Here is a 21,662-nt window from a genome sequence, read left to right on the forward strand (position 1 = left end):
ACAAGAGACATGGAAGCAAATTTCAACCAGGGGCCCGCCCGCCTGTTCGCGCTGATCGATGGCGCGGCGGCTCCCGAGGCGCTGCAAGCGCTGCGAGAGCAAGCCGGCGTTGAATTCAGGAACGTCTATGAAGGGCTGCCCGAGGCGGAGTCGGGATTGGCGTCGCTGTTCCTTGCGCCCGTGCCGGACCCGGATGCCGCCTGGGTGACGGAACTGGATCGCATCGATCGTCACACGCCTTGCCTGTCGCTTGTCTGGGGACGCGTCGCGAGCGATCAACTGGCCGCGCATCTTCGTGCTTTTCTGTTCGCAGACATTGGCGACGGTGTATTGGCAATGGTTCGATTCTTCGATCCTCGCATTACCGGCGCGGTTTTCCGTGTATGGGGCGATCGGATTCTCGACATCTTCATGGGCCCGATCGATCGATGGATGTATCGCGGCCGTCATTCAAATTGGCAACGCGTGCAGAACGACGCATTGCGCGGCGCGAAGGTATGCCGTTCGATCCTGATCGAGCTTGAACAGAAGGACGTCGACGCCTTGACCGCGCACACCGAACCGGACGAATTGCTGGCCGTGCTGGTCGAGGCCGGGTTGGTCGACGGTACGCGCCCGTATCTGGACCGGCTGGCCGATTTCATGCCGCGTTACGAGCGCGCATTGCATTGGGGGCTGACCGAGCCGGCGGATCGATTGAGTTTCTGCCAGCAGACCTGTCTGCATGGTACGGCTTTCGACCGCCACCCCGCGATTGCGGAGGCACTGGAAGCGCGCAGGAGATCGGACATGGGCCTGGGCCAGATGTTTGACGCCGTGCCGTCCTACGTCTGGACCGAGATTTCCCGCAAGCGCAGTGCGCGGTCCGAATCTCCCAATGGCGCCAACTTCTGAGAGAAAAAAAAGCGATATGGCATTGCAAATCATTGTCGTCGGCGACGGTACGTCGCACGGAGGCCGAGTCGTCACCGGCTCCGAAACCCACATGATCGGAGGCAAGGGGATCGCGCGCTTGTTCGATCTGGTCGATTGTCCACAAAAGTATCCCGACGGACGCCCGCATGGCATCAACAAGATCGTTGAAGCCCACGCGACTTTCACGATCGGTGGCGAGCGTGTCGCGTTGCATGGGCACCGCACCGAATGCGGCTGCACGCTGATCGGCAGCGGCACCGCAAGCATTGGAGATTGACGCATGGCAAGAGCGAGCGAGTACCTGGAGTCCGACGCGCCGGACAAAGCATCCGACGACGTGGCGGGATCCGCGTCGTCAGACACGATCAAAGGGGCAACCGAGATTTCGGCAGGCGGCTCGGAGTTGCGGTGGGAGGCGCCGCCGTCGGAGCCGTTCGAGCAACGGCTGGCCGCCGTGCGTTCGGCTCCGAACCCGCTGCTGGAAGCGTCTCGTGTGTTGCTTCGCGCGCAGGCCGATATGCCGGACCAATTGGCGTCGAACCGAACCATCGCGAGATTGAGGTCGCTACTCGAGCAGGAATTGCGCGTGTTCCAGAAGCTGTGCGAGCAAGCCAATATTCGCCGCGATCACACGATCGGCGCGCGGTATTGCTTGTGTACAGCACTCGATGAGGCTGCGATGCAGACCGAGTGGGGTAAAGGTGGGTCTTCAGGCATGGAGTGGATCCGGACGGGCATGGCCACGGTCTTCCATGAAGATCGACACGGCGGAGTCAAGGTCTACCTTCTGATTGGCCGTCTGCTGGAGGACGCTCATGAGCATCTGAACCTGCTGGAAGTGATCTACCGGATTCTCAGTCTAGGCTTCGAAGGACGCTATCGGGACACGGCAGATGGCAAGCGCAAGCACGATGCGATTCGCCAACGACTCTACAACGAGATCGCGTCGCAACGCGAACCCGTGCCGGTGACGCTGTCCCCCCACTGGCAATCGGACGCAAAAGGCAAACGTCCGTCGTTCTACGATTTTCCGGTGTGGATCACCGTCACCGTCCTGTCCGTGGTTCTTCTCGGGATCTTCGGCTGGTTCAAATACGACCTGATGAGCCGCAGTGCGGTTGTGCAGACGCAGATCGCTGAAATTGGCCGTATGACGCCACCGCCCGCACCGCCGCAATTGCATTTGAAGCAACTGCTCAAGGATGAGATCGCGGCAGGCACGGTCAGCGTCGACGAAGATGCTCGCCACAGTGCGGTGACGTTCCGGGGCGATGCGATGTTCTTGCCCGGCGGCGTCACGATCAAAAGTGCGATGGCGCCGCTGATCGCGAAGATCGCGGGAGAAATCGTGAAAGTGCCAGGCAAGGTCACCGTGCTGGGTTACACGGACAACCTGCCAATCCGTAGTCGTCAGTTCCCGTCGAACGAGGCGCTGTCGGAGGAGCGGGCGACCCAGGTCATGCAGATGCTGCAAGCCGCTGGTGTGCCGGCCAACCGCCTCGAGGTGGTCGGCAAGGGCGATGCCGATCCGATTGGCGACAACCGTACCGCCCAGGGGCGTGCGCAGAACCGGCGCGTCGAGATTGTCGTCGCGCAATAGGCCAGATCCGTATCTGGAATAGAACATGAAGAAGTTTTTGTCGTTTCTCGCATCGCGCCAGTTTCTTGCGTTTCTCGCGCTGATCGTCGTTGTGCTGGTGATCTGGTTCGTCGGACCGTACTTCGCGTTCGGCGGCCTCAAACCGCTGGCCGGGGCCGGCATGCGCGTGCTGCTGATCGCTATCCTGCTCGCGGGCGTGTTGCTCTGGCTTGCAGGCAAGCCGACGAGCATCGTGTTTGTTGCGCTGCTGTGTTTGTTGATCTGGTATGCGGCGCCGCTGCTGTCGTTCGGTCATGCGTCACCGTTCGAGCCGGCGTCGATGCGGCTTGTCGCGATCGCGCTGGTATTGGCCGTCTTCGTCGTTTTCTGGGCGGTCCGAATCTGGCGGAAGATGCAAGAGGATGAGGCATTCCTGAAGAAGGTGCTTCATTTCGGCGGCAAGAAGAACGAGTCGCCTGCCGCACCGCGGTTGAAAAAGGTCGAGGCGATCGTCAGCAGCGCACTGGCGCGGCTGAAGTCAATGCGCACGGGGGCACGCGGGCCGGGCAAGCTGTTCCAGGGCAAGCGCTACCTGTATGAACTTCCCTGGTACATCACACTTGGTTCGCGTGGGGCGGGCAAGACGAGCGCGCTGCTCAACGGTGGTCTGGCATTTCCAATTGCGGAGCAAATGCAGCGTGCCGCCGGAACCCGGGCGGGTGACGTCGCTGCAGTGAACTGGTGGCTCACCAACGACGCGGTGTTGATCGACACTGCGGGCTATTACACGCGCCACGGCACCTCGCCGGAAGCGGTAGACGAGGTCCTTGCCCCTCCATTGGCCCGATCGGCATCGGCTCCGTCAACTGACGAAAAAGCAGACGGAGCGGGCGACGAAGGAAAATCCGACGCCTCTGCCGATACCCAGGCGGCGGCCGCCACAAAGTCGAGCATCAATATCGCCCCGATCCGTGCCGACTCGAGCGTGCGGCGCGAAGACCTCGATTGCGCGGAATGGTTGGGTTTTCTCGGCATGCTGCGGCGACACAGGCCGCGTGCGCCCATCAATGGTGCGCTGCTTGCCGTCGATCTTGACCTGCTAGCGGGCGCAGACGAGCAGCAACGCATTGCCGAGGCGTCGGCGCTGCGCGCGCGACTCGCCGAATTGCGCAAGGAGCTTGGCATCCGTTTCCCGGTCTACGTGCTCGTCACGAAAATGGACCGTCTGACAGGGTTTGCCGAGTATTTCGGCGGACTGACTGCGGAGAGCCGCGCGCAAGCGTGGGGTTTCACGTTGCCTTACAGCAAGGAAATCGTCGCCAAGGAAGGCCTGCGCGCGCGCTGCCGTGAGGAACTGATGCAGCTCGCGGGGCGGCTGTCCGGCATGGTTTACACACGGCTGCAGGATGAGGACGAAACCATCAAGCGCCGACAGCTCGTTGCGTTGCCGGAAGCGTTCTCCGCACTGATCGTTCCGCTCGTCGACCTGATTGACCGTGTGTTCCTCGATTCCCGATACGACGATACCCAGCTTCATTCGACTCTGCGTGGCGTTTATTTCACGAGCGCGCAGCAAGACGGGAACCTCGTTATCGCGGAACGCGATACGGTCGTGCAACGTCTTGCGCCGCAGCACGGGCAGGGCGGCGCCGCCGACACGCATGAAGGCAACCGGAGCTTTTTCCTGCACGACGTCCTGACCCGCGTCGTGTTTCCGGAAGCGCATCTCGTCAGTCCGAACCTGCGCTGGGAGTACCGGTACCGGCTGCTGCGCGTGATCGGTCATGCGCTAGCCTTGCTGCTGTTCGTCTGGCTCGCGTTCGGTTTGCGTGTGAGCTTTGGCAGCAACAGCGAGTATCTCGACGCCGTCGGCCGCAAGGTCCAGGTGTTGGCGGCTCGCGTGACGCAGCTTTACAAGGCGCCCAAGCCGGAGGCCGTACCCGATACGCTGACCGAAGCACTCTATTTGCCGACGTATCCGAATCTGGACCTATCCGATCCCGGCAGCACGTGGCGCTACGGTCTCTATACCCCACCGGACATCGTGACGGAGAGCGGTCGCACCTACGACGCGCTGGAGGACAACCTGCTGGTGCCGCAGATCGTGCGCCGGATGGAAGACGTGATGTCCCGGGCAATTGCCAACAAGGATCCGAAGGCCGCCTACGATGCGCTGCGCGTCTACTTGATGCTTTACGACAACGCGAAATTCAATGCTGGCGACGTCAAGGCGTGGGTACTCGACGATTGGGCGAAGAATGACAGCGCGGCAATTTTCGGTGGCCGTGCTTCGATGATCGATCACGTGCAGCAGCTGTTTTCCGGCGACCGCGTCGTGAAGTCACCGTTGATCCGCAACGATGCGCTGATCCAGCAGGCTCGCTCGTTCCTCGACGGCAGCAACGCGACCGACCGCCTGTATCAGCGCGCAAAGGCGGCGATGCGGCAGGAGGCACCGGACGAGTTCACGCTGTTGCGTGCCGTCGGGCCGCAAGCCGGCACCGTGTTCACGCGGGCGAGCGACCAGCCACTGTCGCGCGGTGTGCCGGGTCTCTTCACGTTCGACGGGTACCGCAACCTGTTCGACAAGCGGCTTCCGGAATTCGTCCAGATCGCGCGCGACGACGATGCGTGGGTGATGGGTCGCTCGTATCTCGGCGAGGCTCAAAAAAAAACGGCTGAGATCGTGAACAACGCGGCAGGGGTGGACGATGCGCTGACGGATGCTGTCCGTCGCGAGTACCTGGTGGAATACGCGCGGCAGTGGGACGCGTTTCTCGGCGACATCCGGACGGTGAGCGGCACGAGCCTCGCGTTTAACCTTCAGGTGTTGCGCAGCTTCGCCGCCCCCGACTCGCCGCTCGCGAGACTTGCCCGCGCGGCCGTGCATGAAACGACCCTCACGGCTGCGGCGACCGGATCGGACGGTTCATTTCTTCAGAAGGCGGCCGACCAGCTCAACCAGAAGGCCGACAAGGTGCTCGGCATCCGCGCATCGGAACGTGTCGAACGCGAGCTCGTCGACAGCCAGTTCGCTGCGCTGCGCGAGGTCGTGACGGGCAATGCCGACTCGCAGGCCGACTCCAGGGCGACGGCCGCGCAAGCCGGCACGACGGGACTCGACGGCGTGACCAACCTGTTGAACGATTACTACACGGCGCTCACGGTTTCCGACAATGCATTGTCGAACAACAGCATGCCGCCGGCGACCGATACCGGTGCCAAGCTCAAGATGACGGCCAACACGATGCCTGCACCTTTCCGGGCAGTGCTGCTGCAACTCGCTGCGGACGGCTCCCGCGAAGTCAATCAGGGGATCGGCCAACTGCTGTCCCGGCAGATGCAGGCGGTCGTCGGCGACGCGTGTCGGCTCTCCATCGAGGGCAGCTATCCGTTTTCGCCCGACAGCAAGCGTGACGTCAGCATCGACGACTTCACCCGTGTATTCGCGCAAGGGGGCGTGATCGACGATTTCTTCGCGAAGACGCTTGCGCCGTTCGTCGATACGTCCGCGAAACCGTGGCGTTACCGGACGCTGCCCGGCGCGACCGAGCCTGTCCAGGGGCCCGACCTGGAGCCGTTCGAGCATGCGAAGGCGATTCGCGACGTGTTCTTCAATGACCCGGGCCACAAGCAGCTTACGTGGAAGGCCGACATCCGCATTCCTGAACTGGATCCCACGATCACGAGCCTGTCGCTCGACATAGACGGCCAGAGTTCGCTCTATCGACATGGCCCGGTGGCACCTTTCACGGTGTCGTGGCCGGGGCCGCGCGGTGGTGTTCACACGGAAATCACGGCCAGTCCGCGCATTCGTCCGGATACGTCGACGATCGTGGCCGACGGACCGTGGGCGCTGATGCGGTTGTTCCGGAGGGGGCAGGTTGTCGAGACAGCCACGCCCGGACGTACCCGCGTTGCGTTTGACTTCGATGGTCGCAAGGCGGTGCTCGACATTGCGAGCACGGGAAGTGTCGCGAATCCGTTGACGAGCGATGTGTTGAAGACATTCCGCTGCCCGACCTCGATGCCGGTATTCAATTTGTCCGATAGCGGACCGCCTCCGGGGTTGCCGCGCGGCGCGATGCCGACCAGCCCGGCAGGCGTCTTCCAATGAGCCGCGAGGAGCCTGCGAAGTGACGATTTCGACTGCCGATTCGAGGAACCAGACCGGGTTGCCGGTGTCTCCATCGCTTGCCGCGCGACTGAGGGCTGCCGAACTAGCGGTAAATCCGTTGCTTGAATCCGCACACGTGTTGTTGCGCGCGCTGGCCAGCACACCCGCCTCACTGGATCCTGAAGCTGTCGTGTATCGGCGGCAATGGCTGGAACACGAGCTCAGGCTGTTCACGCGTGTCTGCAACGAGCTGAAGCTTCGTTCCGGGCACGTGGTCCGCGCGAGTTATTGCCTGTGCACCGCGCTCGATGAAGCGGCGATGAAGACGCGTTGGGGAAAGGGCGAGGCAGCAGGGGTGGACTGGCAGTCAAACAGCCTGGCGCTTGCGTTGGGCCACGATCGGCAGGGCGGTGATCGGGTGTTTCGATTGATCGATGAGGCGATGGAGAGCCCGCGCGAGCACCTTGACCTGATCGAGTTGTTTCAGAACATCCTCGATCTCGGATTCCAGGGGCGCTACCGCTTCGCGAGCGAAGGTGCGATGCGCTTGGTGAACATCCGCGAGCGGGTGCATGGCGTCGTGATGACGGGCGGACTCGGGTTCGTTCGCGACATTGAACCGATTCGGCTGCCCCGACAAACGGCGGTTGATCCGTGGGTGCGCCCTGTGACGGCGCGGCGACCGCGCGGGCAGATTCTCGCCGGCCTGGTCGTTGCGTTGTTGCTGGCGGCGATCGGATATGCCGCTGTCGGCCATTGGGCGGGCGGCTCGCAACCTGCTTCGGCGACGTCCGTCCTCGATGCACTGACGGCGCAGCTCGGATCAAGCTTGCGCGATGAAATTGCTGCCGGGAATGTCGATTTGAGCCGCGATGTCGCGAAGAACGAGCTGACGCTCAGATTCAACGGCATGTATGGGTCCGGCGACGTGATGGTGGCACCGTGGTGGGCTTCCATGATGGCTTCGATCGGTCGGACCATTGCCGCGTCGGCACCTTCACCGCACGTCCGCGTCGTCGGCTACACCGATGCGATGCCGGCGGATATGACGCGTCAGGGTGGCAATCAAGTGCTGTCCGAAGCCCGTGCCCGGCAGGTCGCGCAGATTCTCGCGGCGTCCGGTGTGCCACAGGAACGCATCAGCGTAGCAGGACAGAGCGCTGCCGACCCTCTGGCCGACAACGGCTCGAAGGAAGGGCGCGCGAGAAACCGGCGCGTCGAAGTGACCGTATCGAATTGATGCAGGAAACCGAACATGTTTGGCGCGAGGCTCGATAAACTGCAACACCATGGGTGACTGCCATTCGTCGTAAGGCTTCAATGGGTGCGGCACCGGGCGCCATCGAGGCGCCCGGTGCCGATCCGACGCACGCGCCGATCAGGTCTGGATCGTGTTCATCACGTTGGCCGGCGTGATGAGATCGAACACCACGGTTTCGGGAATCGCGGTGGCGCCCGGATGTGCGTTCAGGTAGTTCGCCGTATCCCTCGCCTGCCGCGCGCCGATCGCCTCGCCGATCTTCACGACATCCCGGTAGTACTCGAACACGGCGTCCCGCAGCTGCGGGTCGACGAAACCGTAGCTGTCCTGCAGGAAGTCGATCGAGGGCTCCAGCACGCCGCGCCCCGTTACCGTTTCGGGGTAGGGGCCCTGGCCGGTCACCGACGCGTTGATCTGCACGTCCATGAAGTTCATGCCGCCGAGGGTCGGATAGGTGGCCGTTTGCGACGGCAGGCAGGCCAGCACGTCGGCCGGCGTCCACCGCGAGGACAGCTTGCCCGCCGGCAACGGGTACATCAGCGTCGATGCGTTGGGCACGAACGCCGCATGGTTGTACGCGCCGTCGTTGATCACCGTGTGCTGCACCGAGAACTGCCAGATGAACATCGTGAGCACGTCGCGCAGCGTCGCGACGGTCTTGACCTCGGCCGGGAAGCGATGGGCGAACGTCGCATTGTCGACGAAGTTGAATGCGGGAATCAGTTTGTCGAAAAAGCGCTGAAGCTGGATGTCCGCCGCGATCGCCGGATCGCCGTCCGGATACCGAATCGCGATGAACTTGCCGACGAACCGGAAGATCGCGTCGTACCAAAGGCCGGCGTCATGAACGTACGCGTAGGAGAACGGCGTCTGCTCGACGCCGCGCCGCTTCGTATCGGCCGGAAGGGCCTGCTCCAGGAAGCGAAAGCGATCGTTGTCGTAGTACATCTTGTCCTGCAGCTGATAGTTGCCGATCCGCCCGCACGAGAAGATCAGGTCGTAGACGAAGCCGATGTTGTACACCCCGGGGGCGCCGTTGGCCTCGCGGGTCGCCGGGAAAGACTCCGCATACGGGTCGTAGGCACGGTTGTAGATGGTCTGCTGGAATTCCACGGTCTTCACCACGTGTGGCCGCAGCAGCTTGAACACGGGGTGCTGCTGGAACGGCTCCGCGGAATGGGGCAGCGTGTCCGGGTTGAAGACCTCCTCCGAGAACAGCGCGATCGACACCATCGCGCAGATCTGGTGCGTCAGCAACTGATGAAAGCCCACGTCGTGCAGCGTCTGGCCCGCGCAGTTGGTCTGCATCTTGGCCAGCAGCCACGCATTCTCCGCATTGACCATGTCCGGCGTGAACAGCTCGCCACCCGGTTCGAGCTGGATGCCGACCGGCATCAGCTCGTGATGGTGGTCCACGGTGAAGAAGACGAGCGGCTTGGCGAGGTAGTAGCCCACCGGCGTCACCGTGCAGGCGTCCAGGTAGTGCCGGTAGTTGGCCACGTATTGCACCGCGCCCGGCCGGCCGAGACGCGCCGCGTCGACAATGCCGGCTTCCGAAACCAGCCGGTCGAAGTCCGCCGTCGACACCTTCTCGAGCAACGTCGGCATGAAGCCCGCGAGCTGCTGCCGGGCAAACTCGTCGTCGCTCTTCAGCCAGAACTTCGGCGCGGGGATCGTCTGGAAATTGTTGCCGTAGTAGATGTCCTCCAGCATCTTCACCGCGTTTTCCATATCCACGGGCCTCGGCGGCAGCTTCGCGCGCCAGGCGACGTTGTCGTCCCAGGCCGAGTTCAGCATCGCGAGCACCTGCTTGTCGCGGTTGATGGCCTTCATGGATTGCGGCACCGTGTCGTAGTCCGCCACGAACGCGGGCACCTGGCCATCGAACACGTATTGCGCGTTGCCGTAGATGCTGTCGCTGCCGCCCGGCGGCTTCGATGCCGCATCGCGGTCTGCCAGGTTGTACGTGTAGGCATACGACATCTGGTTTGCCGTGGCCGGGTCGCCTTCGATATCCGGCGCCAGGAACTTGCCCCAGGTCTGCTGCATGGCCTCGATCTTTTCAGCCTCGCCCGCATGCAGAAGGATGTTCAGCACGGCGTTGTAGGCCGAATCCAGCGCCCCGACGATCCAGCCGTGATGCACCGAGCAGCACTCGCCGGCGAAGTTCAGGCAGCCGTCGAACTCGGGCGTCAGCAGCGTCGGGTAGAGTTGCTTGAACTGCCCCGGCTTGAACAGCGCGAACGCGCCGCCGCCTGCGTGCTCGTCCCAGAACCAGGTCTTGGTCGTCACGCCCTCCTCGTAGCCCGCGAAGGTCTCGTAGACATCGACTTCGGGGTACAGGTATTGAATGCCCTTGAGGCATTCTGCGATGCGCTCCCGGTCGTCGAGCGCCCCCAGCTTGCGCGCATCGAGCGCCCAGCAATACACCTGCAGCACGCCCTGGTCCGCCGCATAGCCGTACGACGGATAGATGATCTGCCGGTTCGGGCGGTCGGTTGCCGCCGCGCCGTAGCCGCCCGTCTGCTCCTGGCGCTCGCCCGCGTCGGCCCAGAACTGGCGCTTGAAGGTCAGGAAGGCCTTGAACGACGCCATGTAGTTGCATTCGCGGATGGCCTGCGCCTTGTCGAAGGAGATCCCTTCCAGCAGGTTCACGTGCTTCTGGCCGTTCAGGTAGGCGCCGGTGGGCAGCGTGGTGACGACATAGGGATAGGTTTGCTCGTGCTCGCGGCCGTCGTGCGTGCGGCGCACCTTGACCCGCATGCCGCCCTGGCCGTCGTTCAGGCTCGGGTCGTGGCGCAGGCTCGTCACCTCGTGCTGAAGGTGCACGCGCTGCTTGTAAGCGGCCCGCGACGGCTCGCCGCGCGACGCGCCTTCAGGATAGCGGGCGGTGGATGCCGGCGGCCTGGCATCCGGCGTGAGATTGGGCGGATCGTAACGGTAGGGGCCGCCCGGTTGCGGCAACATGCCGACCTGAATTTGCGCGGTGACGCCATCCTGCACCGTGACGGCGTCCTGCAGATCGAGCACCATCCGGCACGCGTCCGGGAAGCGCTGCATTCCCTGGTCCACGGTGAGCATGTAGATCGCGTCGTCGTCCGGCCGATAGGGGTCCTTGCTGCCGCCCCAGTCATAGACGGCGATCACCATCTCCACGAACGACACCGAGTACATCCCGCTGCCGACGTTGGTGGTCTCGAGGAAATTGGCCACGGACCACGGCAACAGGTCGTTCTTCGCGCCCATCGCCGGATCGTAGTACTCGCCGAGATCCCCGAGGCGGAACTGCGTCGTCAGGTAATCCCACATCGAATACTGGTCGTACTGCATCAGCAGGTCGAAGCCCTCGGCAAACGACCGGTTGATGGCCTTCAGGAACGGCGCGTTCACCTGATCCAGCACCTTGTTGATCGGCAGGTATTGGTCGTTGCCGACGCCCTTCGGTGTCACCCAGACCAACGGCACGTCGCCACCGTTCGCCACGCCGAAGTTGAAGCCGTCCAGCGTCGACTCGGCGGCCGTCGTGGGGTCTGCCATGTTGTTGTAGCGCAGCCGCTGTTGCGGCGAGTCGTAATAGAACTTCCGCCAGTACACGCTCTGGTCGTCCAGGCCGTTGCGGGCCAGCACCGCATTCACCGCCAGCGCAAGCTGCTGCACCGGCAGCATGTCCGCCGAAAACTGCGGCAGGCGCATCCCGCCGACTTCGCCATACAGGCCGGCGCGCTGCACGTCGTTCGGATCGTAGTCGCTCGAGTACCACGTGTGAATGCGTCCGCCCACGCGGTCCGACGATTCGAACAGCTCGAACTCGATGCCGAGCGACTGCAGGATCAGCCCCGCGAACATCCCCGCGAAACCGCCGCCGACGATCCCGACCTGGGGCGCGTCCGCTTTCGCCGACAGCTTGTACGCGGCAGCGCCGCGCGTCGCGCGGATTTCGGCGGCCTTCGCGCGCTGCGTTTCGATCCTGGCGCGGTAGGTGGCCCCATGGTTGGCCAGTATCCAGTTCGAGAACGCGGCGCCGAGCGGGCGCCGCTGCCGGGCGTGGCGCACCGGCGAGACGGTCGTGGCGTTGAAATGAAGGAAGCTCATGATGACCTCTGTGCGTGTGGTGTGACAGCGGGGACGACTAAGTCATTGGGCGATGCCGATCAGTCTCCGAATCGACATCGGACACGCGACGCGCGCGGTGCGCGACGCAAATGCGTACTCGATCGACAGGGCGGCTGACTTACTTCGGGAGGGGGCGTCCGGTGGACGCGTATCGAAACGGGGAACCGCGCCAGGCGCTATTGCGACCAAAGCTGTCCATTTTGAAATGGTCTCCGTGACAGAGCTGTTCAACCCGATGGCGTGGATCGGGATTTTTTAAATAAATATTGAATTTAAACTCAACAAGGCGCGACAGCAGGCGATGCAGTCGTCGGCCAAATCCGCACAACCCGGCTTTTGAAATATTGTCCTTTTGCCGCTTGGAAGCCCGGCGCCATTGAGGCTGTAATCAATTCGTCACATTTGCCGATTCGAGGATGTCTGATGCGTGTTTCGGCGGGGGCATTCTGATATTAGTGGTCGGGTATCTAATATTCCACCTGTCATTATCGACAGTGCTTTTCAATATTGAAATTATCGACGGTATTTTTTCAATATTTGAGAGCGATCGGGCGGCGCCATACGATATTTCCTGATCGAAACGATACGGATGCCTATGCTTGTCGATTACCGTGCTGCATATTCGAATTCGATCGACATCGAGGCGCAATAACGGACATTCTCCTTTACGGTGATTTCGCGCGGTACTACGACCTCGTGCATGCCGCCCACGGCGAGCGACGAGGCTTATTCCGGAAGGTGGACGCGGGGCGCCCGGGCGGCATCGATCACCCGGACGGCGACCGCTATCGCTGGGGCTACTACCGGCACAACATCCATTTCGCGCTGGCGTCGGCGATCATGACCGACCATGTCGAGGACATGAGCTGGGCCGCCGATCGGCTGCGGCGTTCGGAAGGCGACGGCGTGACGCGCAGGTGCTTGCCTACGTCCGCAAACGCGATGTCCAACGCACGCGGCGCGTATCTGAAACTTGAGGAGGACGTGATCGCATTCAGGAACGAGCGGCGCGACGAAGTGATGGGGCACCAGGCCGCGCAGATCGTGCAAGCGGTCGCGCGCGTGGATCGACCAGATGAACGGCGACGCGCGAGGCGGCGTGCGCGTGCTCGAATGCTCGGTCAGGCAACAGGACGCGATGAACTACGACGAGCCGCCTTACTGGATGGTGCCGGTCAGGCAGACCCTCGCCGCACTGCTGATCGACCTCGGCCGATACGACAACGCGATCGACACGCTCCACGCGTCGCTCGGCGGCGACGACCCGAATCGCAACCTGTCATGAATTTCAAAGGCAACGGCTGGGCATATGTCGGCCTGACGCAGGCGTATGAACGCAAGGGGATCGAGAACCTGACGCCTGACCAACGGAGGGACGACGACAGCGCACGGAAGCGGCTCGCCGAATACTGTCCGCCGGGCAGTGACGCATGCGCGTTGTCGCTCGACCGGATGTAGGCGGGCCGTGCCGGTCGGTTGAATTGTTTCGAAAATCGATTTAAATATTAAAATAATTAACGCTGCATTATTTCATATTGATTAAATTGACTTTACAATATGTAATGTTATATCTTGGTTGCCCAAAAACAATCGAGAGAAAACAAAGTGGCAATAAACGACGTGCTTCAAAAAAGCCGCCGCTGGTCGGCCATCGTCGCGTGGTCGGTATTCGCCGGACTGGCCGGCACCGCGTCGGCCAATACCGAGCCGGCGCAGCCGACGCAACCCAAGCAGGCGCGCATGCCTCGCGTGCCGCAGAATCTGCCCGTGTCGCCCGAGCAGGCGCAGTACAACCTGCCACTCAGCGAGCAGGATCGCGCGGCGCTGACCAAGCCTTCGCAGCTCAAGCAACCGGCCACGCGCAGCAAGCGCAGCACGTCGGGCGTCGATTGCCGCGACATGTCGGTGATGGCCCAGTATCGCGGCGCGGCACTCGCCGATTACATCGCGAATCTTCCCGATTACGAATGCCATTACGGCCTGTTCTCGGTCGATAAAGCGCAGGCCACACAGATCTTCAATGCCGAAAATGTGCACGCTGTCGCGAGTCGTTTCGTGCAGGAAATCTATCAATACGATGCGAGCAATTTGATCCTGGTCAATTTGCTGATTTATCTGCGTGCCGCTTATTACCAATATGATGTATCGGGCATGGCGAACCCGATTCCGAATCTCGCGGTGTCGCTGCGTCCGTATATCAAGCAAAGCCTGGAGGGCGATGCGCTCTATCGCGACAATTCACGTGCGCCGAGCACCGCGAACGAGCTGATGAAGCTCATCACGAACATGCGGGACGAAGCGTACTACCTGCCGACGCTGAAGAACCGCATCGCGTCCTACACCGTGAGCGCGGCGAATCCGCAGGCGGCGGCGCCGCTGCTGCAGCGCAGTGCGGCAGGCGGCTTCACCGGTTTGCTCACGGTGTTCTTCTACGCGCACCAGCGCAGCGGCGCGCAGCCGATGCTCGACAGCGACGCGACGCTCCCGGAGACGCTCAACCGCTTCGTCACCGCGAACCGCGCGAGCCTGTCGAACACGAGCGCCGCCTATCAGCTGGCCGACGCGGCGCGCGAAACGTTTCGCTTCCTCCGCTATCCGACGCAGAAGCCGCGCGTGAAGAAAATGATCCAGGACCTGCTCGCGTCGACGAGCATGACGGGCGCGGACAGCGATCTCTGGCTCGCGGCGGCGGAAGCGGTCGATTACGGCGATCCGGGCAACTGCGCGGACTACGGCACCTGCGACTACAAGAAGCGGCTGGCCGACGCGGTGCTCTCGAATCGCTACGCATGCAATGCGGGCGTGCGCATTCTCGCGCAGGACATGACGATGCCGCAGCTGCAGTCGGTCTGCGCGGCGGTCGCGCGGCAGGACGACTACTTCCACCGGATGATGAAGACCGGGCGCAAGCCGGTCGCGGGCGATCGCAACGACACGATCGAACTCGTCATTTTCGACGACTACGCGAACTATCGAAAATACGCGTCGGTGATCTACGGCATCAGCACCGACAACGGCGGCATGTATCTCGAGGGCGATCCGTCCGCGCCCGGCAACCAGGCGCGCTTCATCGCGCACGAGGCATCGTGGCTGCGGCCCGAGTTCAAGGTGTGGAACCTCGAGCACGAGTTCACGCACTATCTCGACGGCCGCTACGACATGGCGGGCGACTTCTCGGTGAGCACCGCGAAGCCGACCGTGTGGTGGATCGAGGGCGTCGCCGAGTATCTGTCGAGAAAGAACGACAACCAGGAGTCGATCGACGCGGTGCGCACGGGCGCGTACCGGTTCTCGGACGTGCTCGGCACGCGTTACTCGTCGAGTGACTACGTCACGCGCGCGTACCGGTGGGGCTACATGGCGACGCGCTTCATGTTCGAGCGCCATCGCGCGGACGTCGACACGATCGTGTCGCGCTTCCGGGTGGGCGATTACGACGGCTACGCAAACTATATCGCGTACATCGGCAATCGCTACGACACCGAGTTCGCCGACTGGGCGCGCAGCGCGACGCCGGCGGGCGAGCCGCCGGTGCCGGCGAAGCGCTGACCGGCACGGGCCGGCGCCGCGTGGTCGGACGCCGGCCACCGTGGCGCCCGACGCACCAGGGCACGGCGCAGGAAGCGGCCCTCGAACGGAAGTTCGAGGGCCGCGTCGCGTCGACATGACGCGACGCCACCGCGCTAGCGATCCGTGCCGATGTCGGCAACGTAGTTTGCGATACTGAAGAATCGATAGTCGCTCAGCAAATCAGGCGCCGGGAACCCCTCCGGATGAATCCGCCCGTAAATCGGGCTGTCGGGGCGCAGGCCGGCCAGCGTCAACGCGAGCGTGAATTCGTTGAACGGCGCCATGAACTGACGCGACACGAAATGCATGCCCCAGTTGAACACCGACGGAAGCTGCTCGGTGCGCAACCACGTGTCCGGCCCGCCCGGCGTACGCGCGCAAAGATTCTCCGCCCACGGGCTATGTCCTTCCACGATCAGAAAGCCATGCTTCGCGTGGCGCTTCCAGCGGGTCAGGAAATCGATGAGATCCGCAGCCGCCACGTAACCGGGAACAAGGCCTTCCGCGTCGCTATACGCCACCTTGAACGCTCGCTTGATCTGGTCGAGCGTAATCGGCAACTCGGCCTGATCCGATACCGTCAGGGCGCCCGCATAGTACTGGTCGATCACCGCGCGCAGGCGTGCTCGGTCGACGGTGCGGAGATGGCGCTCGAGGATCGCTTCGGCGTCGTCCTTGCGCCGGATGCTCAACCGGCGGTTGTGGACCAGGAACATGAAGGTATGCAACAGGTCGCTCAGCCGCGCCGGGCGCATGCAGCCGTCCGGCTGCCCGACGGTCAGGCCGCTTTCGGCCACGGCTTCGTCATAGCGGTCGGGCTGGGAAATGTCGGCGGCGATCACGCGCACCTGCACGCCTGGGATGTCCTTCAGCGCAGACAGCGTGGCGGCGGCGCGGCCGCGCGCGGATTCGTTGTAGTCAGCGCCGATCACGAGCAGCGGATGGGTCGCGAGGTGCCGGCCGCGCCGCGTCGACGTAACGACGTATTCCGCCAGGCGCTTCAGCGCGCTGCCGTCGCCGCAGCCCATGTCGGCGATGCCGGCCGGCTGGCGATCCAGCAGCGTGTCGTCGAACAGCGTGCGCAGGATTTTCGTCGTGATTTCGTGCGACGCGGGCCCGGACCCGGCGCCGCTCGACGCATACACGTTCATCACGCGATCGATGTGGCCGTCGCTATCGATATCGAGCGGATCGGGGTTGCGGAACAGGAGTTCGTCGAGCAGCGCATACGAACGCAGATAGGACGCGGGCAACCCCGCGTAAGGGGCGGCAATCGGTCGATGAATCCGGCCCGACTCGGTGAGGCGCACCTTTTCGCGATCGATTTCCGCCATGCCGAACTTGCACATCAGCGCCCATGCCGCGTGCAGCACGACAGGATCAGCCTGTGTCCACGCGCCGACCGCGACCCCGTCGGGCTGCGCGTCGAGCTTGCCGAGGATGCCGGGCGCCGACTGCGAGTACTGGCCGTCCGGCTGCCTGTCGAACACCGGCATATCGAGCGCGACCCAGGTCGGGCCGAGCAGCAGGCCGTCCATCGCCGTGCGCAGCTGTCCATTCACCTGGCGCTCCAGATCGGTGGCCGGGAGCGGAAGCTCCGGCCAGCCCGCCACGCAGATCCGCGCGAGCTGCGCATACAGCACGCTGTCGTTGGCCGCCACGCGCGTTCGATGACACAGTGCGTGCAGATGCTGGAGCACCGACGTGGCATTCGCCAGTTGCTCGAACAGCGGCCGGGTGCGCTCGACGCACGCGACGACATATTCACCGGCCGGGGTGAGCGCATATTCGGCGTCTTCGTCGCCGCGATCGAGGGTCAGCCAGCCGGCCAGGCTCAACAGGTTGAGGGCGCCCCACAGCACCCCCAGGTTACGGGTCGGGTCGGGCTGGCGGGATTCCGCGAACGCGCGCATCGCGCGGGGCGCGCCGGCCCGCAGGCCGCGGAACGCGCCGGCAAACACCAGGCGCGCCAGTGTCGGCACCAGCACGATGCCGTTCGCCCAGTTGCAACTGCGCGTATAGGCCATCACGCGCTGAGCGTCGTGTCGGCCGATGCGCAGCGTGGCTGCATGTGTGTGTTGCTCGAGCTTGACCGGCAGTTCCATGTCGAGCACCTCGACGCCGATCGCGGTACCGGCCGACAGGCCGAGCAAGGTGCGCGTTTCGTCGGGATAGGCGTGGAGATAGTGTTCGAGTTGTCGGGCCAGCGCGGCGGTGGAATCACCAAGGTCGAATCGGGCGTGCATGTTGGACGGTCTCACAGGGTCGAAGGTTGGGCTGCAATGAGTGAAGGTGCATCCGGATCGGCGTGCGCGACGGCAACCGCCGGCGCGGCGCCGTGCGTCCGGGGCGCGAGATGGGCGGCCAGCGCGCGAATGGACGGGTAGTCCCAGACCGCGGACGGATCGACTGTCACGCTGAACGCGTCGCTGAATACGATCGTCATTTCGACGGCGAGGATCGAATCGAAGCCGATCTCGGCGAACGTCGACTCGCGCGTCAATCGAAGCTTGCGGTGCTTGAGGCGCTCGCCCAGCCACGCGATGAGCCATTGTTCGACGGCATGAACCTGCTGGCGATCGATCAGGCTCGCCGGCTCGCTCACGATCGGGGCCGCCGAACCGGCATCTTCGCCGGCTGGCGCGTCGGGCGCGGAGGAGACCGGACGCGCGTCGGCATGGGCGTCCAGCAACGGATCGACGAGCTGGCTTGCGCCCGGGATCGTTTGCTCGATCGCGCCGATCTCGAACCCGGTGCGCGCTGCCCAGTCGTTCAACTCCACCGACGTGGACAGCGCCGAGCGCAGGCCGACCTGCCGTTGCGCGGCCTCGATCGCGCGTTCGTACTGGCTCTGCGCCCAGCGCAGCGCGCCGTCGCCGATGCGCTGCTGTGCGGCCGCGCGTTCGATCACCGCCAGCAGCAAGCCCCATTGCGCGACCGTGCCGAGCCAGTAATTGACCCAGACGGCGGCATGCGCGGCGCCGCCGAGTTTCGACGCATTGGCGAGCCCGTCTTGCGCCAGCTGTGCGCCCAGCTCGCGCAGCTCCGTGGCCAGCACGCCGGCGCCCAGCGCATGCTCCAGATAGCGCAGCAAATCGTCGCTCCCGTTGAGCAGACGGCTGCCCAGGTGAACCAGCAGCGTTTCGGTCGGCCCCTCGAAGATGCGGGTCAGGCGCGCGTCGCGGAAGATCTGCGGCGCCAGGTTGGTCTCGATATAACCGCGGCCGCCCAGGAACTGCATCATCTCGTCGGCGGATTGCGACAGCAGCTCGGAGCCGAGAATCTTCGAGATCAGCAGGCAGTCTTCAGGCAGCGCGACGCCGAGGTCCAGCTCGGTGGCCAGGTGCTCGACCAGCGCGTTGAGCCCGTCGATGCGGTCCCGCAGTTCGCCCAGGCGCAGGCGGCTCAGCGGGTTGTCCAGCAGGAGGCCGGTGCCGACCTGGCGCCGCGCCCCGTAGCGATGCATCAGCTGCGCACAGCGTTTCATTCCGCCCACGCAGACGGCAGCGATGCCGAGGCGCGCAATGTTCATCGCGTGCTGCGCCACGAACATCCCTTGGCCGATGTCGCCGAGCCGGTATGCGTCGCTGATGCGTGCCCGATCCAGATGCAGCGAATTCTGGATCATGCCGCGCACGCCCATCGTCAGCTCCTCGGCGCCGATCCGCACGCCTGGCGTGCCGGGGCGCACCGCCAATCCGACCATCCCCGTGCCGTCGGCCTGCTTCGCGAACACGTTGATGATCCCCGCCCACGCGGACGAGCCGCTCCAGCTCTTGTTGCCCGTGACCAGCCAGTCGCCGGACTCGATGCGCTGCGCGCGGGACGCGATCGCGCGCACATGCGAACCCGCGGCCGGCTCCGTGATCGCGAAGGCGGCGAGCATCCGGCCGCTCGCGAGGCTCGGCAGCAATTCCTCGCGCAACGGCGGCTGCGCATGCTGCATGATCGGCAGGATCCCGAGCGTGTTGTTCAACGCGACAAAGAAAGCCAGCGTCGAATCGATCGCGGCCAGTTGCGCCAACACGCGCGACATGTCGCGCTGGCCGAGGCCGAGGCCGCCATGCGAACGGTCGATCGGCATGCCGAGCAGGCCCCGGTTCCCGAAATCGAGCACGATGTGCGGCGGAATGGTGCGGCGCTCGTCGATGGTGCGCGAATCGATCCGCGTGCGGGCGTAGTGCCTGAGCCAGTCGTTCAGTTCGTCGACGGTGGCGCTGGCATCGCGCCGGCGATCGTTGGCCGCCGGTTTGTCGGCAACTGCTGCCGGGCGCGCGGGCTGCCGGCGATCGGGCGCGGGCGTCTCGACGCCGCCCTCGACGTCCCACTGCGCGAGGATCGTCAGCGCGCCGTCGTGCAACTGCGTGCGGCACGTGCTGCGGCGCACCTTGCCGCTCGACGTTTTCGGCACGCTGCCGGGCGACACCAGCACGATCGCGCTCGGGCCGATGTCGAGGCGGTTCCAGATCGCCTGGCGAATCGCGTCGATGAAGCTGTCGAGATTGCCCTTGCGCTGCGTGCGCTCGACTTCCGCCACGACGATCAGGCGTTCCGCGTCGAACTGGTCGTCCATGAAGGCCGCGCAACCGTTCGGCACGAGTTCCGGCATGCCGACGATCAGCGCGTACTCGATGTCTTCCGAGTAGTAGTTGCGGCCGGCCAGGATCACCATGTCCTTGAGCCGGCCGGTGACGTACAGTTCGTTATCCAGAATGAAGCCGAGATCGCCGGTGCGCATGAATGCCTGATCCCGGTCGTCGGCCAGCGTGTGCCGGAAGGTCGAATGCGTCTGCTCGTCCAGACGCCAGTAGCCGGCGGCGATGCTCGGGCCGGCCACGCAGATTTCGCCGATGGTCCGATCGTCGCAACGCGCATTGGTCTCCAGGTCGCGCACGATCACCTGTTGTTCGCCGTCGGTGCGGCCCACGCCGACCAGCACTCGCTCGCCCGGGCGGTCCAGCGGCTGCGGCGATACGCCCTGGAACTCGCTGCGCAACACGACGGATTGCCGCTGGAGCGCGGTCTGATCGACGCACAGCGTGCGGATCGGATGCCGCTCCGTGCGGCCGGCGACGTACAGCGTGCCCTCCGCCAGCCCGTAGCACGGCAGGAAGCCGTCGGCGGCGAAGCCCGCGGCGGCGAAGCGCTGCGCAAAATCCGTCAGCGTGCTGGCGCGCACCGACTCGGCGCCGTTGTAGGCGACCCGCAGGCACGACAGGTCGAGCGTCGCCAGCTGTTCGTCGGAGATCCGCCGGTAGCACATCCGGTACGCGAAATCCGGCGCGCCCGTCAGGTCCGCACGGTACTGGCTGATTGCGCGCAGCCACAGGTACGGATGCTGGATGAAGCGTTCCGGGGCCATCAGCACGCTCCGGAAGCCGCCGTAGAGCGACGTCAGGATCACGCTGATCAGGCCCATGTCGTGGTAGGGCGGCAGCCAGCTGACGATCGTGCTTGCCTCGTCATAGGCGAGCCATTCGCGCATCAGCCCCAGGTTGTGCATCAGGTTGCCGTGCGACACCATCACGCCCTTGGGGCTGCCGGTGGTTCCCGACGTGTATTGCAGAAAGGCGATGTGGGAGGGCTGCACGTCGGCGGGCGCATCGACGGGTTCCAGCACCTGCGCGCCGCCGACGTCGAGCAGCGTGCTGCCGGATGCATCGGTATCGGCGAGCCAGGTCGTGCAGCGCGCGTGGTCATCGGCCGAGCACAGGATCGTGTTGGCGCCCGCGTTCTCGACGATGCCGGCGATCCGCACCATGTGCTGCCTGTTGCGCGGCGGGTAGGCAGGCACCGCGATCGCGCCCGCATACAGGCACCCCATGAAGGCGCTGACGTAATCGAGCCCCGGCCGGCACAGCAGCAGCACGCGGTCGCCGATCTCGACCGCGTTCTGCCGCAGCAGCGCGGCGATCTGCCGGGCGCGTGCGTCGAGCGCCGCGAAGGTCATCGATTCGGCCTGTTCCTGATCGGGCGGCCCGCTCAGGAACACGTAGGCGGTTTTGTCGCCGAGGGTGGCGGCCCGGTTCTGAAGCAATTCGCTGAGCGTGGTCGGCAAGGTCGCAGTGGTCATGATGTCGTCGGAAGAGGATTGAAAACAGCGAGCA

The 21,662-nt window shown here is 64.2% G+C and carries 11 protein-coding genes; 8 read left to right on the plus strand and 3 right to left on the minus strand.

Annotation, left to right across the window (positions count from 1 at the left end):
- The first annotated feature begins 9 nt into the window (after nucleotides 1–9).
- Genes VL15_RS27905 through icmH form a run of 5 tightly spaced genes read left to right on the plus strand, consistent with a single transcriptional unit; the run spans nucleotide 10 to nucleotide 7,851 of the window.
- Nucleotides 10–894: a DUF4123 domain-containing protein gene (locus tag VL15_RS27905; RefSeq protein WP_080970962.1), complete on the plus strand. Its 885-nt coding sequence runs from the start codon at nucleotides 10–12 to the stop codon at nucleotides 892–894.
- 16 nt (nucleotides 895–910) lie between these two features.
- Nucleotides 911–1,192, plus strand: a complete 282-nt coding sequence (locus VL15_RS27910) for a PAAR domain-containing protein (protein ID WP_048249923.1) — start codon at nucleotides 911–913, stop codon at nucleotides 1,190–1,192.
- Nucleotides 1,193–1,195: 3 nt separating this feature from the next.
- Entirely contained in the window at nucleotides 1,196–2,515 is a 1,320-nt protein-coding gene (gene tssL, locus VL15_RS27915; protein WP_080970963.1) for a type VI secretion system protein TssL, long form, read from the plus strand.
- A 25-nt stretch (nucleotides 2,516–2,540) separates the two neighbouring features.
- On the plus strand, nucleotides 2,541–6,611 hold the full coding sequence (tssM, locus tag VL15_RS27920; RefSeq protein ID WP_048249924.1) for a type VI secretion system membrane subunit TssM: 4,071 nt from the start codon (nucleotides 2,541–2,543) through the stop codon (nucleotides 6,609–6,611).
- 19 nt (nucleotides 6,612–6,630) lie between these two features.
- Nucleotides 6,631–7,851 (plus strand): type IVB secretion system protein IcmH/DotU, encoded by a 1,221-nt coding sequence (gene icmH, locus VL15_RS27925; RefSeq protein WP_048249925.1) that lies wholly within the window; start codon nucleotides 6,631–6,633, stop codon nucleotides 7,849–7,851.
- Nucleotides 7,852–7,989: 138 nt separating this feature from the next.
- On the opposite strand, the gene VL15_RS39270 is transcribed toward icmH, so the two are convergent.
- Complete coding sequence (locus tag VL15_RS39270) at nucleotides 7,990–11,964, minus strand: FAD-dependent oxidoreductase (RefSeq protein ID WP_063778218.1); 3,975 nt, start codon at nucleotides 11,962–11,964, stop codon at nucleotides 7,990–7,992.
- Between the two features lie 1,096 nt (nucleotides 11,965–13,060).
- On the opposite strand from VL15_RS39270, the gene VL15_RS43280 reads away from it, so the two are divergent.
- The 3 genes from VL15_RS43280 to VL15_RS27945 all read left to right on the plus strand — a co-directional run bounded on the left by VL15_RS43280 (nucleotide 13,061) and on the right by VL15_RS27945 (nucleotide 15,534).
- Nucleotides 13,061–13,270, plus strand: a complete 210-nt coding sequence (locus VL15_RS43280) for a hypothetical protein (protein WP_053077714.1) — start codon at nucleotides 13,061–13,063, stop codon at nucleotides 13,268–13,270.
- Entirely contained in the window at nucleotides 13,267–13,443 is a 177-nt protein-coding gene (locus VL15_RS43285) for a hypothetical protein (RefSeq protein WP_230684538.1), read from the plus strand. Before VL15_RS43280 ends, VL15_RS43285 begins: the two co-directional genes overlap by 4 nt.
- A 162-nt stretch (nucleotides 13,444–13,605) precedes the next feature.
- Nucleotides 13,606–15,534 (plus strand): collagenase, encoded by a 1,929-nt coding sequence (locus VL15_RS27945; RefSeq protein ID WP_419188701.1) that lies wholly within the window; start codon nucleotides 13,606–13,608, stop codon nucleotides 15,532–15,534.
- Nucleotides 15,535–15,668: 134 nt separating this feature from the next.
- On the opposite strand, the gene VL15_RS27950 is transcribed toward VL15_RS27945, so the two are convergent.
- A complete protein-coding gene (locus tag VL15_RS27950) occupies nucleotides 15,669–17,801 on the minus strand; it encodes a hypothetical protein (RefSeq protein ID WP_048249927.1) in 2,133 nt (710 codons plus the stop codon).
- An 11-nt stretch (nucleotides 17,802–17,812) separates the two neighbouring features.
- Nucleotides 17,813–21,628, minus strand: coding sequence for an AMP-binding protein (locus VL15_RS27955; RefSeq protein ID WP_048249928.1), 3,816 nt, complete (start codon nucleotides 21,626–21,628; stop codon nucleotides 17,813–17,815).
- Nucleotides 21,629–21,662: the final 34 nt, after the last annotated feature.

The organism is Burkholderia cepacia (assembly GCF_001039005.1).
GTDB lineage: Bacteria > Pseudomonadota > Gammaproteobacteria > Burkholderiales > Burkholderiaceae > Burkholderia > Burkholderia theae.